Below are 13,835 nucleotides of genomic sequence, written 5' to 3'. Positions count from 1 at the left end.
TTCGCGCACGAGCGTGAGGTCTTCCAGCGGTCCGGCATGTGGCTGACCGCCGGCGAGTGGGGCGGCCCCAAGGACGGCGAGACGGTCGAGAAGCGTCAGGTCCGCTACCGCACCGTCGGCGACATGTCCTGCACCGGCGCCGTCGACTCGGACGCGACCACGCTGGACGCCGTCATCACCGAGATCGCCACGTCGCGGCTCACCGAGCGGGGCGCCACCCGCGCCGACGACAAGATGTCCGAGGCCGCGATGGAAGACCGCAAGCGCGAGGGGTACTTCTAGCCATGACCAGCACCACCGAACCCACCGAGCCGCTCTCGGTCGAGCAGCTGTCGTCGACCACCCTGCTGCGCTTCGCCACCGCGGGTTCCGTCGACGACGGCAAGTCCACGCTCGTCGGACGACTGCTGCACGACTCCAAGTCGGTCCTGACGGACCAGCTGGAGGCCGTCGAGCGCGTCTCGGCCAGTCGTGGCCAGGAGGCCCCCGACCTGGCCCTGCTCACCGACGGCCTGCGCGCCGAGCGCGAGCAGGGCATCACCATCGACGTGGCGTACCGCTACTTCGCGACCGCGCGCCGCCGGTTCATCCTGGCCGACACCCCGGGCCATGTGCAGTACACCCGGAACATGGTCACCGGCGCCTCGACCGCCGATCTGGCCGTCGTCCTCGTCGACGCCCGCAACGGCGTCATCGAGCAGACCCGCCGCCACGCCGCCGTCGCCGCACTCCTGCGCGTCCCGCACGTCGTCCTCGCCGTCAACAAGATGGACCTCGTCGACTACAAGGAGTCCGTCTTCGCGGCGATCGCCGAGGAGTTCACGGCGTACGCCTCCGAGCTGGGCGTTCCCGAGATCACCGCGATCCCGATCTCGGCGCTCGCCGGTGACAACGTGGTGGACGCCTCCGCGAACATGGACTGGTACGGCGGCCCCACGGTTCTGGAGCACCTGGAGACGGTACCGGTCAGCCACGACCTGGCGCACTGCCACGCGCGCCTTCCCGTGCAGTACGTGATCCGCCCGCAGACCGCCGAGCACCCCGACTACCGGGGGTACGCCGGTCAGATCGCGGCCGGTACGTTCCGGGTCGGCTCCCCGGTCACGGTCCTGCCCTCCGGCCGCACCTCGAAGGTCGCCGGGATCGATCTGCTGGGCACGCCGGTCGACGTGGCCTGGACGCCGCAGTCGGTGACCCTCCTGCTGGAGGACGACATCGACATCTCGCGCGGCGACCTGATCGTGCCGACCTCGGACGCGCCCTCGACCACCCAGGACGTCGAGGCGACCGTCTGCCATGTCGCCGACGCGCCGTTGACCGTGGGTCACCGCGTCCTGCTCAAGCACGGCACCCGTACGGTCAAGGCGATCGTCAAGGACATCCCGTCCAGGCTGACGCTGGACGACCTCTCCCTGCACCCGCACCCCGGTCAGCTGGTCGCCAACGACATCGGCCGGGTCAAGATCCGTACCGCCGAGCCGCTCCCGCTCGACTCGTACGCCGACTCCCGGCGCACCGGCGCGTTCATCCTGATCGACCCGGCCGACGGCACCACGCTCACCGCGGGCATGGTCGGCGAGTCCTTCGCCGCGCCGCAGCCGGTCAAGGACGAGGCCGACGACGACGGGTGGGACTTCTGACATGACCCCCACCGACTTCTACTCCACGTTCGCGAAGGAGGGCGGCCGCGTCGGCAGCGGCGCCCTCGGCAGCGGGCAGGGCGGGGTCGCGCGATGTGCGCGATGACGTACGCGCACTGCCTGCGCGCCCGCACCCCCCACCGCCTGCGAAAACGAAGACCAGCCGACCTCCCGGCCACGACCTGAACCCGTGACCGCCGGGCCAACGAGAGGAACACCTCCCGTGCCTGCCATCCGCTCGCGCTCCACGCTTGCCCGCCGCGGCATAGCCGTCGCCGCCGCTCTTCCCCTCCTCGCACTCGCAGCCTGCAGCTACGGCTCCGAGGCCAAGGACGACAGCTCGAAGGCGAAGGTCGCCGCCGGATCCGAGAAGATCGACGGTCTCGACTCCGTGAAGATCGGCTACTTCGGCAACCTGACGCACGCCACCGCGCTCGTGGCCAACCAGAAGGGCTTCTTCCAGAAGGAGCTCGGTGCCACCGAGGCGAAGTACCAGATCTTCAACGCCGGTCCTTCCGAGATCGAGGCGCTGAACTCGGGCTCCATCGACATCGGCTGGATCGGCCCGTCCCCGGCGATCAACGGCTACACCAAGTCCGACGGCAAAAACCTGCGGATCATCGGCGGTTCGGCGTCCGGCGGCGTGAAGCTCGTGGTCAACCCGAAGAAGATCAAGTCCCTGAAGGACGTCAAGGGCAAGAAGATCGCGACCCCGCAGCTGGGCAACACGCAGGACGTGGCGTTCCTCAACTGGATCGCGGACCAGGGCTGGAAGGTCGACGCGGAGAGCGGCAAGGGCGATGTCTCGGTCGTCCGCACGGACAACAAGATCACCCCGGACGCCTACAAGTCGGGCTCCATCGACGGCGCCTGGGTGCCGGAGCCGACCGCGTCCAAGCTGGTCGCCGAGGGCGCCAAGGTGCTGCTGAACGAGGCCGATCTGTGGCCGGACAAGAAGTTCGTGATCACGAACATCATCGTGTCGCAGAGCTTCCTCAAGGATCACCCGAAGGCCGTCGAGGCCGTGCTGAAGGCCTCGGTCGAGACCAACAAGTGGATCAACGCCAACCCTGACGACGCGAAGACGGCGGCGAACAAGCAGCTGGAGGCGGACTCGGGCAAGGCGCTTCCGGCTGACGTCCTGGACCCGGCCTGGGATTCCATTCAGATCACCAATGACCCGCTGGCCTCCACCCTCAACACCGAGGCGGAGCACGCGGTGAAGGCCGGCCTGCTGGAGCAGCCCAACCTGACCGGCATCTACGACCTGACGCTCCTGAACAAGGTCCTCACGGCCGAGGGCGAGAGCACGGTCGACGACGCCGGTCTCGGCGTCAAGTAAGCCCGGATACCGATGAGTTCCCAGGAGGTGACGACCATGGCCACGACCCTCGCCAAGGCTGCCGACGGCGCCGAAGCGGTCGACTACGCCACCCGGATCGAGCATGTCTCGAAGTCCTTCGCCGGACCGGCAGGGCAGCAGCTCGTCCTCGACGACATCACCCTCGATGTCGCGCCGGGCGAGTTCGTCACCCTCCTGGGTGCCTCGGGCTGCGGCAAGTCGACGCTGCTCAACCTGGTCGCGGGCCTCGACGCCCCGACCGCGGGCAACATCACGACCAACGGGCGCCCTGCCCTGATGTTCCAGGAACATGCCCTCTTCCCTTGGCTGACCGCGGGCAAGAACATCGAACTCGCCCTGAAGCTCAGGGGCGTCGCGAAGCCCGATCGGCGCGGCAGGGCCGAGGAACTGCTCGAACTCGTACGGCTGCACGGCGCGTACGGCAAGCGCGTGCACGAACTGTCCGGCGGTATGCGGCAGCGCGTCGCGATGGCCCGCGCACTCGCGCAGGACAGCCAGATCCTGCTGATGGACGAGCCGTTCGCCGCGCTGGACGCGATCACCCGGGACATGCTGCACGACGAGCTGACCCGGATCTGGAGCGAGACGGGTCTTTCCGTCCTCTTCGTCACGCACAACGTGCGCGAGGCGGTGCGGCTCGCGCAGCGGGTGATCCTGCTGTCCTCCCGTCCCGGGCGCATCGCGCGCGAGTGGACCGTGGACATTCCGCAGCCGCGCCGCATCGAGGACGCCCCCGTCGCGGAACTGTCCATCCAGATCACCGAAGAACTGCGTGGGGAGATCCGCCGCCATGGCCAGCACTGAGACGAAGGCCGACGCCGCCGTCAAGGACAACTACGAGGCCGGCGGCCTGGAGGCGGGCCTCGACGCCCTCGAGGTCTCTGCCACCGGCCGCCGGTCCTTCGGGCTGACCTTCAAGGAGAAGGTGCTGCCGCCGCTCATCGCGTTCGCGGTGGTGCTCGTGGCCTGGCAGGCGCTGATCTCGTTCAACATCGTCGACGACCCGACCAAGCTGCCCTCGCCGTCCGAGGTGTGGAGCGAGGTCGAGGACGCCTGGCTGCGTGGCACGCTGCTCGACTACATCTGGACGAGCGTGTCCCGAGGTCTCCTCGGCTTCCTCTTCGCCCTGGTGATCGGCACGCCGCTGGGTCTGCTGGTGGCCCGCGTGAAGTTCGTCCGCGCGGCGATCGGCCCGATCCTGTCGGGCCTGCAGTCCCTCCCCTCCGTGGCGTGGGTTCCTCCGGCCGTGATCTGGCTGGGCCTGAACAACTCCATGATGTACGCGGTGATCCTGCTCGGCGCCGTCCCGTCGATCGCCAACGGCCTGGTGTCGGGCGTCGACCAGGTGCCGCCGCTGTTCCTGCGGGCGGGCCGCACGATGGGCGCGACGGGCCTGAAGGGCACCTGGCACATCGTGATGCCGGCGGCGCTGCCCGGCTACTTGGCGGGTCTGAAGCAGGGCTGGGCGTTCTCCTGGCGTTCCCTGATGGCGGCGGAGATCATCGCGTCCTCCCCCGACCTGGGCGTGGGCCTCGGCCAGTTGCTGGAGAACGGCCGCAACGCCAGTTCCATGTCGATGGTCTTCCTCGCCATCTTCCTCATCCTGTTCGTCGGCATCGCCATCGACCTGCTGATCTTCAGCCCGCTGGAGCGGTGGGTACTGCGCAGCCGCGGACTCCTGGTGAAGAGCTGAGTCCGCCATGAGCCAGCCGGTCCTGTTGGTCATCGCCCACGGCAGCCGCGATCCGCGCCATGCCGCGACGGTGCATGCCCTCATCCGACGGGTCAGGGCCCAGCGCCCCGGCCTGCGGGTGGAGACCGGCTTCCTGGACTTCAACATCCCCTCGGTGCAGGGGGTGCTGGAGTCCCTGGCGGCGGAGGGCGTACGTGATGTGGTCGCCCTGCCTCTGCTGTTGACGCGCGCCTTCCACGCGAAGGCGGACATCCCGACGGTCCTGCGGCAGGCCCCGGCGCAGCTCCGCATCCGTCAGGCGGAGGTACTCGGCCCGTCCCCCCTCCTGACCGCCGCGCTCGAACGGCGTTTGTACGAGGCGGGGCTGACCCCCGCCGACAAGTCCTCGACGGGGGTCGTGCTGGCCTCCGCGGGGTCCACGGACCCGGAGGCGATCGCAGTGATCGCAGAAATCGCGCGGGAGTGGCGGCGTACCGGTTGGTGCGCCGTGCGGCCTGCGTTCGCCTCCGCATCTCTTCCGCGCACCGAGGACGCCGTACGCGAACTCCGCGCCCTCGGCTGCGCCCGCGTCGCCGTCGCACCCTACGTCCTGGCCCCCGGCTTCCTCCCGGACCGCATCGCCCGGGGCGCCGCCGAGGCGGACGTACTGGCCGATGTACTGGGCCCGGCGCCGGAGGTGGCACGCGTGCTGCTGGACCGCTACCAGGAGGCGGCAGCGGCACGCATCCCCGCGCTGGCCTCACTCGGCGCCTAGGTCCGCTTCGCTCGTCGCCGTCTGCCGTGGGTTCCGTCCGCTCGACGCCAGGGCGCGGTCGAACACGGGCGCGTCGTCCGGCACGTCCACCCGGTCGGCGAAGCCGTCGTACTGCCGGTAGAGGTCACCGTGCGTCTCGACCACGTCCAGGACCAGCCGGGCCGCTCCGTCCGAGATCCGCGACTCCTGGCCGGTGGCCGTGGCGACGTCCCAGCCGTGGACCGCCATCTCCTTCACGATCATCGAGGCGAGCTCGGCCGCGGGCATCTTCGCCATCCCGAGGTCGACCTCACCCTCCCACACCGCCGGGTCGTCCCAGGCTGCGACGGCACGGTCGAGCTGGTCGGCGTAGGCCTGGGCCCAGCCGGGGTCGGCCGTGAAGTCGCGACCGGTCAGCTCCTCGGAGAGCTGCTGACGCAGGGCCCGGTGCTCCAGGCCGTGTGAGGTGTAGAGAACCCAGTGGTTCACCAGGGCGCGCACGTCCCAGTCCGGGCAGTGCGTGGCCCGGCCCAGCTGCGCCGCCGTGACACCGCGGGCCACCCGGGCGGCCTCGGCGGCGCATTCCACCATGTACGGATGCACGTTCTTGTACGGATCGCTCATGCCTCCACGCTAGGAACCGCGCGCTCAGCCCTCTTGAACAAACGCGACAGCCCCGTCGTGCGACGCCACGGCCTCGTCGGCGACGGGCACCAGTTCCTCGACCAATGAGTCCCGCCGGCTCATGGCTCGAGCCCGCGCAGTCGTGTGTACCCTCCGTTAAATGGTTTCGGCAAGCTTCACGCTCGGCGGGGAACTGCCCGTACGACGGCTCGGTTACGGCACCGCGCAGTTGACCGGCCCCGGCTACTGGGGGCCGCGCGGGGACCCCCGGGACGCGGTGGCCGTGCTGCGGCGGGCCGTCGAGCGTGGGGTCGCCCTCGTCGACACCGCCGACAACTACGGTCCGGCGATCGCGGAGGAACTGGTCGCCGAGGCCCTGCACCCGTACGCCGAGGGCCTGTTGATCGCCACCAAGGGTGGAGTGGTCCGCACCGGTGACAGTTCCTGGCACATCGCGGGGCGGCCGGAGGAGTTGCGGGCGATGTGCGAGGCGAGTCTGCGGCGGTTGCGGCTCGACACGATCGATCTCTACCAGTTGCATCGGCTGGACCCGGCGGTGCCGATGGCCGAACAGCTCGGCGCGCTCGATGAGTTGCGCGCGAAGGGCAAGATCCGGCACGTGGGGCTCGACACCGTCACCGTAGAACAGCTCGAAGCGGCACTGGAGTTGACGGACATCGCGTCCGTCCAGAACCGCTACAACCTGCTCGACCGCGCGTCGGAGCCGCTGCTGCAACTGTGCGAGGCGCGCGGGATCGCCTTCCTGCCGTGGTTCCCGCTGGGCAACGGCTCCCTCACCGTCGATCCGGTGTGCGCCAAGACCGCCGCCGCGCACGGGGCGACGCCGGGGCAGATCGCCCTTGCCTGGCTGCTGCACCGCTCCCCGGTGCTCTGCCCGACTCCGGGCACTGGCTCGCTCGTCCATCTGGAGGAGAACCTCGACGCGGGCGCCGTCCGGCTCACGGACGAGGACCTGCGCGCGCTGGGTTGACCTTGCCCCTGGGGCAGAGCGAACACTCCGGTGCATGGACTTCTACCTGACGCAGAGCGCGTACAGCGAGCCCGGCGACCTCGACGTGAGCGGGCTTCCGCGAGATCCCGGACAACTGGCCGGTGCTGTAAGGGATGTGATCATCCATCGGGGTGAGGGAGAGCGCTTTGGATACGTCATTCCGCGGGAGCGACTGCACGAGGACGCCGAGTCGCGGTACGTCGGCGTCCTCCTGCGGATCCTGCGGGAGCGCAAGGACGCTCCGCTGACCGAACGCCGCCCCCCCGCCGAGCGGTTCGTCGGCACGTGCCGGGACTTCGCACTGCTGCACTGCTCACTGCTGCGGGCCACGGGCACACCGGCGCGGATCCGCTGCGGTTTCGCCACGTATTTCATCGACGGGTTCCACGAGGACCACTGGGTCACCGAGTACCGTCTGCCGGACGGCAGTTGGCGGCTTGTGGACGCGCAGATCGCGTACGGACCGTACGACGTGAATTTCGATCCGCTGGACGTTCCGAGGGATCAGTTCGTCGTGGCGGGGCAGGCCTGGCGGGAGTGCCGGGCCGGTCGGGCCGACCCCGCCGCCTTCGGGGTCAGCTGGCTCGAGGGCTTCAAGGGCCTTTGGTACATTCGCGGCAACATCGTCCACGACCTGGCCGCCCTCAACGGCGTCGAGGTACTGCCATGGGACGGCTGGGGACCCGAGATCCTCGACGACACGGGCCTCACCGAGGACGAGCTCGCCCTGATCGACGCGGTCGCCGCGGCCGACTCCGAGGACGAGCTGCGGCGCCTCTACCACCGGGACCCGCGTCTGACCGTCCCGGACGAGATCCGCTCGTACACCACCTACACCGGCCTGCGACAGGTCACGCTTCGGCGGAGCGGAACAGCGTCCCCTGGTGGAAGTACAGCTGCCACCCCTGCTCGGTGAGCCGCCACAGTGAACTCCGGTGCGCCCGGCGGCCGTTGTGGTCGGTGTCGAAGGTGAGATGGACCAGGTCGGTGGCGAGCCGGACGCCCCTCATGTGCGAGGTGGTGTGGGGCCGGGCCCGGGGTCCGGTCTCCGCGGCCAGCGTGGCGATGATCGAGGCGCGGTCCCAGATCCGTCCCGAGGCGCCGAACTCGTAGAAGTCGGGGTGCAGCAGTTCCCCGACGAGCTCGGGCGAGCGGCGGACCTCCGGGTCGAGCAGCCGTAGCTCGGCCTCGATGGCGGCCTCCACGGCGGGGTCGCGGTCAGACACCGGTCAGTTCCTCCAGTTTGACGACGGTGTTCCAGTTGCGGGAGGTGGCAGTGATGCCCTTGAGCAGCCGCGGCCTCGACAGGGCCTGCGCCAGCTTGGAGCGGCCGAGGCCGTCGGGGGCGTACAGATAGAGGGCGCGGTCGCCGAAGCGGAACTCCTCAGGCACGAAAGCCGCCGGGTCGACCTGCGCGAACCGCTCGGCGTCGATCGGACCGGAGAAGTACGTGACGTGCAGTTGCCTGGCCTCCAGTTCGGCGGCCGGGAACGGGCACGCCTCCCGTACGGCCTTCAGGTAGGCGTGGTCGCGGACCAGTACACCGATGGTGAAGCCGAAGTGCTTCTCCATCGCCTCGGCCAGCTCGGCCGCGAGGGATTCCTCATCGCCACGATCGGTGGAGAAGACGGCGTTCCCGCTCTGGAGGTACGTGCCCACGTCGCCGTAGCCGAGTTCCGTCAGCAGCGCCCGCAGCTCGGCCATCGGCACCTTCTTGTTGCCGCCCACGTTGATTCCGCGCAGCAGCGCCGCATACCTCGTCGTCATCCGGACACGATAGACCGGCGTCGTGGGCACGAGGATCAACACCCGCGCCCTGATCGACATCCCCGAGAACCGCGGTTAGGTGTAAGGGGCCCCTGTCCTCCCCAGTGCGGAGGCGGCGGGGTCCGAGGGGAGGAGTCGGAGGCCCGTCGGTTCACCGGGCAGCAGGAGGAGAGGTTCTTATCCGGCCCATACCTTCATATTGAAAGGTGACGGCAGGGGGCTGTCACCGCGCACAAGGGGGATGGCCCGTCATGGGGAACGGAGATATACGGGTGCGGGGCATCGCCGCGCGAGCCGGTGGCTGGAGCGCCCGGCACCGATGGGCGGCCGTCGGGATCTGGGTGCTGTTCGTCGTCCTGGCGATGGGGCTCGGCTCGGCTGCGGGCCGCGTCGACGTCAAGGACAGCGATCAGCTCAAGGGCGAGACCCACACCGCTGCCAAGATCATCGAAGATGCGGGGATCGAGGAACCGGCCAGTGAGAGCGTCCTGATCCAGGCGAAGGACACGGGCCTCACGGCCACCGACGCCACGTTCCGGGACGCCGTCACCGCCGTGGTCAAGGCGGTCGAGGCGACCGGCAAGGTCACGGACGTGACGTCGCCGTACGACACGCGGACGATCTCGAAGGACGGCCGCAGCGCGCTGGTGCAGTTCGACATGCGCGGTGACTCGGAGACCGCGGGCGAGCGCGTCGAGCCGGTGCTGAACGCCGTCGAGGGCGTGCAGAAGGACCACGCGGAGCTGCGGATCGAGGAGATCGGCGGCGCCAGCATGATGAAGACGTTCGACGACGCGTTCGGCGACGACTTCAAGCGGGCCGAACTCTCCGCCGTGCCGGTGGCGCTCGGCATTCTGCTGATCGCGTTCGGTGCGCTGGTGGCGGCGCTGCTGCCGGTGGCGCTCGCGGTCACCGCGATCATGGCGACGATGGGTCTGATGGGCGTCGTCAGCCATGTGATGCCGATGAGCGACACGGCCAACTCCGTGATGCTCCTGGTGGGTCTCGCGGTCGGCGTCGACTACTGCCTGTTCTATCTGCGGCGTGAGCGCGAGGAGCGCGAGGCGGGCCGGGACCCGCAGACCGCGCTGCGGATCGCCGCCGCGACCAGTGGCCGCGCCATCATCGTCTCCGGTGTCACGGTGTGCGTGGCGATGGCGGGGATGCTCTTCACCGGACTCGCCGAGTTCGAGGCGATGGGGCTCGCCTCGCTGATGGTCGTGGCGGTCGCCATGGTCGGCTCGGTCACCGTCCTGCCCGCGCTGCTCTCGCTGCTCGGCGGGCGTGTGGAGAAGGGCCGGATTCCGTTCCTGCACCGGAGCAAGCGGCGCGCGAACGGCGTCAAGGGCAAGGGTGGTTCGGGGCAGGCCGGCAACCGCGGTTCGGAGGGCAGCAGGTTCTGGAGCGCCGTGCTGCGGGTCGTGCTCGCCAAGCCCGGGGTCTCGCTGGTCGTCGCGGCCGGGGTGCTGCTGGCCATCGCCGCTCCCGCGCTCGGCATGAAGACCGAACAGCTCACGCTGGACAAGGAGTTCGGCGACTCGCTGCCGATCGTGGAGACGTACAACCGGGTCAACGACGCCTTCCCCGGCGGTTCGGAGCCGGCCGAGGTCGTCGTGAAGGCGAACGACATCGACGCCGCCGACGTGACGTCCGCGCTCGCCGACTTCCGTGCCCAGGCGATCAGTTCGGGCGCCTCGCGCGGCCCGGTCGAGGTCAAGGTGCACGCGGAACAGAACGTCGCTTTCGTGTACGTCCCCCTTGTGGGCGGCTCCGATCAGGACCAGGCGGCGAAGAGCCTGGAGCTGCTGCGCGACGAGGTGCGGCCCGACACGCTCGGCAAGGTCGACGGCGTCCAGGCTCCGATCACCGGACAGGTCGCCGGATCGGTCGACTTCAACGACCAGTTGGTCGGCTCGGTGGTGCCGGTCTTCGTGTTCGTCGTGCTCTTCGCCTTCGTGCTGATGCTGCTGTCGTTCCGCTCCCTGGCGATCGCCATCACGTCCATCGCGCTGAACCTGCTGTCGGTGGGAGCGGCGTACGGCATCCTCGTCGCCGTCTTCCAACACGGCTGGGGCGCCTCGCTGGTGGGCGCGGAGGGGGTCGGCGCCATCATCACCTGGCTGCCGCTGTTCCTCTTCGTGATCCTCTTCGGGCTCTCGATGGACTACCACGTGTTCGTGGTCTCGCGGATCCGTGAGGCGCGACTGCGGGGCCGGGACACCAAGGACGCGATCCGGCACGGGGTGGTCACCACGGCCGGTGTGGTCACCAGCGCCGCCGTCATCATGGTCGCCGTCTTCGCGATCTTCGGGACGCTGTCCATGCAGTCCATGAAGCAGATGGGCGTGGGCCTGGCGGCCGCGGTGCTCATCGACGCGACGATCATCCGCGGTGTCCTGCTGCCGGCCATGATGGCGCTGCTCGGCGAGCGCAACTGGTATCTGCCGAAGTGGATGCACCGCCTGCCGGACCTCACCCACGACGAGTCGCCGGAGGCCGTGCTGCCGCCGGCCCGGGAGGGCGAGAAGGCCGGGGTGTAAGCCCGGGCCCATCAGGGCCTGTTGGTTCCCTCGGGAACCAACAGGCCCTTTCCTCGTGCGCCTGCCTACGCGCCCGCGCGCAGCTCGGCCTCGATGAGGTCCGCCGCCCGTTGCGTGCCGCCCTCCCCGGCCATCCGCTTCCGGATCTCACGCAGGCGGCGTGCCACATCGGGGTCGTCGACCAGAGCGAGGACCGCCTCGCGCAGAGTCTCGGCGGTCGCCTCGTCCATCGGTACGTGACGGGCTACGCCGAGCGCCTGGAGCATGTCGGCGTTGCCGAACTGGTCGACGGCCTGCGGTACGGCGACCATCGGCGTGCCCGTGGCCAGCCCCTCCTGGCTGCCGCCCGCCCCCGCGTGGGTGATGAACGCGTCGGCCTGATGCAGGATGGCCAACTGGGGCACCCACTGGTGCACCTCCACGTTGTCGGGCACCTCGCCCAGCTCCGCGACGTCGACGAACTTGCCGATCTGCAGCACGACATGCCAGCCCGGCAGATCACCGAAGGCCTTGACGCACTCGCGGTAGAAGCCGGGCTGCTTGGTGAAGCTGGAGCCCAGCGACACAAGAAGCACCTTCTCGGCGTCCACGGGCCGCTTCCAGTGCCCTTGCGCGGCGCGGTCGCCCTGGCAGGCGCCGACGAAGGTGTAGCGCCCCTCATCAACGCGGTCGGCGTTCGGCTGGAGGGCACCGGGGATGAGGACGAGGCAGCGGTCGGGGCGGCCCATGAAGTCCTCGACGCTCAGGTCCATGCCGTTGTCGGCGATCCAACGGGCGAAGGTCTCGTAGAACGCCCTGCCGCGCGGCGTCCGCTTGAGCGGCTCGAACAGCGGCTTGCCGACCTCCTCGTCGTACCCCTCCCAGGCCACCAGGTTCGGGGAGAGCTGCATGATCGGTACACCCCAGCGGTGGGCGAGCACCCGGGCCGGGTACGCCGTGATGTCATACAGCACCAGGTCCGGCCGGTCGCCTTCGTAGGCCGCCGTGAGCTGCGGCTCGGCCTGCAGCGCGTCCGTCAGGAACGGCTCGATGTTGTCGATCAGCTCGGTCCCCCACGCGTCCGGGTCGTCGTCGGTGGGCAGCGTCGAATGCCACAGCTTCGGCTCGGCCCCGGTCTCGGCGACCTTCTCGGCGAAGGCAGGCGGGATGGCATACGTGACGCGGTGTCCGCGTGCGACCAACTCCCGGATCACTTCGATGCTCGGGTTCACATGCCCGTGGGCGGCGATGGAGAACATGGCGATGTGAGCGGGTTGAGTGCTCAGCGAACGAGTCATGGAACGAACATAGGCAAGACGATACGTCTCGTGCAACCTGATTGAGTCCGTGATCGCGGCTACCGCCGGATCGAGCCGGATCGAGGAATAGGGAGAACGGGGTTCACCAAGGCGTGGCCCTCGCACGGCGGCTGGGCTTCCAGGAAGCCCAAGAGACGCGTGAAGCCCGGGGAGTCCACAAACGGCGGGGCTCTCAGCGCTGATAACGCGCCAGCACCAGATTCCCGTCCTTCACCAGGCGTTTCCTCAGTTCGGCCAGACCGATCGCCCCGCTGTAGTACTCCTGGAAGGCGGGCGTCGCGACCTTGTCCTTCCACTCCGGGTAGCCGCGCACGGACTGGGCGGGGGCCGAGCGGAGGTGGGCGGCGAGGGCGGTGCCGGTCGCCCAGTCGTCCTTGGTGGTGCGCAGGGCGGGGTCCTTGAGGGCCTCGGTGCCGGTGGGCAGCATCCAGTCGCCGAGGGCGAGGCGGACCATGTTCTTCGGCCGGAGCAGGAAGTCGATGAACTCGGCGGCCTCCTTCTTGTGCGGGCTGTCCGCGGCGATGGACAGGGTCTGCGGACTGACGCCCTGGGTGAGTCCGTCCGGGCCGGCCGGGGCGGGCAGCACCTGCCAGTCGAACCGTTCCTAAAGACTGAGTGGGAGTGAGTCCTGTTGCCAGGACTCCTGCTCAGCCGCGTGCCCCGAACGGTGTTGGGCACACTGGTCCCCCGCTTTCGCTCCACGGCCCGGTGGCGCGCATCGTGTGCGCGGTCCGGGCGGGTGGGGGCGGGTTTCCTCACGCCGTCGGGTGTCCGGTCGGGCCTGGACGGTCCGATGCCCACCACGATCACTCTGGTCGGGGTGGGGCGGTGCCGTCCGTCGCCGGATCGGATGCCCGAGAGCGCGTCGCCCGACCGCGATGCTCGCCGCATCGTGCCGGGACGTCAGACGTCGTGGGGTGGTCAGCGGTTTCTGCCAGTGCTGAGCACCCCACCGGCTGGTGTAGGCCGGGTCGACCGCGACGACCGCCACCTGCTGCTCGGCGGCCATCGACACCAGCCGGGCCTTGAGTTTCGCGGTGGGGAAGCGGGAGAGCAGGCGGCGGAAGCGCTTGTTGCGGCCGTGCCGCTCCCGGCTTGTGCCGTCGGTGAAGTCGAGGTCCTCGATGGCGATCGCGGCGGCCCCGCACCGTCGGGTGTAGTGCAG

General features: G+C 69.5%; 12 protein-coding genes and 3 pseudogenes. 9 read left to right on the top strand and 6 right to left on the bottom strand.

What is annotated here, in order from left to right; translation table 11 throughout:
- The 6 genes and pseudogenes from AB0D57_RS45370 to AB0D57_RS45345 form a co-directional block, all read left to right on the top strand.
- A pseudogene (locus tag AB0D57_RS45370) lies at positions 1–282 on the top strand (sulfate adenylyltransferase small subunit); the annotation flags it as partial.
- A 2-nt stretch (positions 283–284) separates the two neighbouring features.
- On the top strand, positions 285–1,640 hold the full coding sequence (locus tag AB0D57_RS45365) for a GTP-binding protein (RefSeq protein WP_362088273.1): 1,356 nt from the start codon (positions 285–287) through the stop codon (positions 1,638–1,640).
- A gap of 223 nt (positions 1,641–1,863) precedes the next feature.
- Positions 1,864–2,982, top strand: coding sequence for an aliphatic sulfonate ABC transporter substrate-binding protein (locus tag AB0D57_RS45360; protein ID WP_362088270.1), 1,119 nt, complete (start codon positions 1,864–1,866; stop codon positions 2,980–2,982).
- 36 nt (positions 2,983–3,018) lie between these two features.
- Positions 3,019–3,807 carry an ABC transporter ATP-binding protein gene (locus tag AB0D57_RS45355; RefSeq protein ID WP_362088268.1) on the top strand — a complete coding sequence of 263 codons (789 nt, stop codon included), beginning with the start codon at positions 3,019–3,021 and terminating at the stop codon, positions 3,805–3,807.
- Positions 3,794–4,696 (top strand): ABC transporter permease, encoded by a 903-nt coding sequence (locus AB0D57_RS45350; RefSeq protein ID WP_362088266.1) that lies wholly within the window; start codon positions 3,794–3,796, stop codon positions 4,694–4,696. The genes AB0D57_RS45355 and AB0D57_RS45350 overlap by 14 nt, the downstream gene beginning before the upstream one ends.
- Before the next feature lie 7 nt (positions 4,697–4,703).
- Positions 4,704–5,450 (top strand): sirohydrochlorin chelatase, encoded by a 747-nt coding sequence (locus AB0D57_RS45345; protein ID WP_362088264.1) that lies wholly within the window; start codon positions 4,704–4,706, stop codon positions 5,448–5,450.
- On the opposite strand, the gene AB0D57_RS45340 is transcribed toward AB0D57_RS45345, so the two are convergent.
- The gene (locus AB0D57_RS45340) at positions 5,436–6,053 is read right to left on the bottom strand and encodes a TIGR03086 family metal-binding protein (RefSeq protein ID WP_362088262.1); all 618 of its coding nucleotides are present in this window, start codon (positions 6,051–6,053) and stop codon (positions 5,436–5,438) included. The two genes, AB0D57_RS45345 and AB0D57_RS45340, sit on opposite strands and share 15 nt — an antisense overlap.
- Before the next feature lie 160 nt (positions 6,054–6,213).
- Between AB0D57_RS45340 and AB0D57_RS45335 the strand changes: the two genes are divergently transcribed.
- Positions 6,214–7,044 carry an aldo/keto reductase gene (locus AB0D57_RS45335; RefSeq protein ID WP_362088260.1) on the top strand — a complete coding sequence of 277 codons (831 nt, stop codon included), beginning with the start codon at positions 6,214–6,216 and terminating at the stop codon, positions 7,042–7,044.
- 34 nt (positions 7,045–7,078) lie between these two features.
- Entirely contained in the window at positions 7,079–7,981 is a 903-nt protein-coding gene (locus AB0D57_RS45330) for a transglutaminase-like domain-containing protein (RefSeq protein ID WP_362088258.1), read from the top strand.
- On the opposite strand, the gene AB0D57_RS45325 is transcribed toward AB0D57_RS45330, so the two are convergent.
- Complete coding sequence (locus tag AB0D57_RS45325) at positions 7,917–8,291, bottom strand: nuclear transport factor 2 family protein (RefSeq protein ID WP_362088256.1); 375 nt, start codon at positions 8,289–8,291, stop codon at positions 7,917–7,919. The genes AB0D57_RS45330 and AB0D57_RS45325 overlap by 65 nt on opposite strands.
- Positions 8,284–8,832, bottom strand: a complete 549-nt coding sequence (locus AB0D57_RS45320; protein ID WP_362088254.1) for a DUF1697 domain-containing protein — start codon at positions 8,830–8,832, stop codon at positions 8,284–8,286. Before AB0D57_RS45320 ends, AB0D57_RS45325 begins: the two co-directional genes overlap by 8 nt.
- Positions 8,833–9,083: 251 nt before the next feature.
- Between AB0D57_RS45320 and AB0D57_RS45315 the strand changes: the two genes are divergently transcribed.
- On the top strand, positions 9,084–11,372 hold the full coding sequence (locus AB0D57_RS45315) for an MMPL family transporter (RefSeq protein WP_362088252.1): 2,289 nt from the start codon (positions 9,084–9,086) through the stop codon (positions 11,370–11,372).
- A gap of 65 nt (positions 11,373–11,437) precedes the next feature.
- On the opposite strand, the gene mgt is transcribed toward AB0D57_RS45315, so the two are convergent.
- From mgt to AB0D57_RS45300, 3 genes and pseudogenes are all read right to left on the bottom strand, one after another.
- Entirely contained in the window at positions 11,438–12,649 is a 1,212-nt protein-coding gene (mgt, locus tag AB0D57_RS45310; RefSeq protein ID WP_362088250.1) for a macrolide-inactivating glycosyltransferase, read from the bottom strand.
- A gap of 193 nt (positions 12,650–12,842) precedes the next feature.
- Positions 12,843–13,268: pseudogene (locus tag AB0D57_RS45305) on the bottom strand (extracellular solute-binding protein); the annotation flags it as partial.
- A 6-nt stretch (positions 13,269–13,274) separates the two neighbouring features.
- Positions 13,275–13,835: pseudogene (locus AB0D57_RS45300) on the bottom strand (IS200/IS605 family accessory protein TnpB-related protein); the annotation flags it as partial.

Source organism: Streptomyces sp. NPDC048275, assembly GCF_040652275.1.
GTDB lineage: Bacteria > Actinomycetota > Actinomycetes > Streptomycetales > Streptomycetaceae > Streptomyces.
Note: the sequence above shows the minus strand (reverse complement) of the source record. Positions and strands in the feature narration are given on the sequence as shown.